Consider the following 590-nt stretch of genomic DNA (forward strand, 5'->3'; position numbering starts at 1 on the left):
TCGTACCCCCTCTTTCTTTCCACCTCCCGCTCCTCCTTCCTCACGAGGGCGGCGATCTTTTCTTCCAGCTTTCCCCCGGGGTCGAGCCCCTTGGCCTCGAGGACCTCTCCCCTCTTCAGGGCTTGGACGGCCCACTCCGGTACCCGGAAGCCCCTGGGGGGCCTCAGGAGGCCCTCGGGGAAGGCTTTAAGCTGGTCCATCCCGACGTCGACGTACCGGGCGTGGACCCGGTACTCGCTTCCGTCCTTCAAGAGCCAGGCCTTTTCCACGAAGCTCCCTTCCGCTCCTCTTATGGCCCTTTTCAGGGCCGGGAGCAGGGGGAGGAGCTCCCCGTGGAGCTCTTCGGGGGCGAGGAGCCAGGGGAGGGAGCGTAGGGGAGCGAGCCTCTTCTCCTTTCTCCAGAGCCCGAACACGCCTCCTCCTCTCAGAGTCGCCTGAGCTCCTCGAGGCCGAGCTCCCCGAGCTCCACCCGCTCCCCCCTTTCCAGCTTGCGGAGAGCTTTCTCCGGCAGGGGCAAGTCCTTGGGCAGGCGGAGGGTGCCCCGGATCCAGTCGTCTACCCGCCACCGGGCGACGGTCTTCCTCGGCTGG

General features: G+C 67.1%; 1 protein-coding gene. It reads right to left on the reverse strand.

What is annotated here, in order from left to right; genetic code table 11:
• Positions 1–413 (reverse strand): hypothetical protein (locus AC01Y6_RS11070; protein WP_476671582.1); only part of this gene is annotated, 413 nt, incomplete at its 3' end.
• Between the last annotated feature and the right edge of the window lie 177 nt (positions 414–590).

Source organism: Thermus sp., assembly GCF_056332225.1.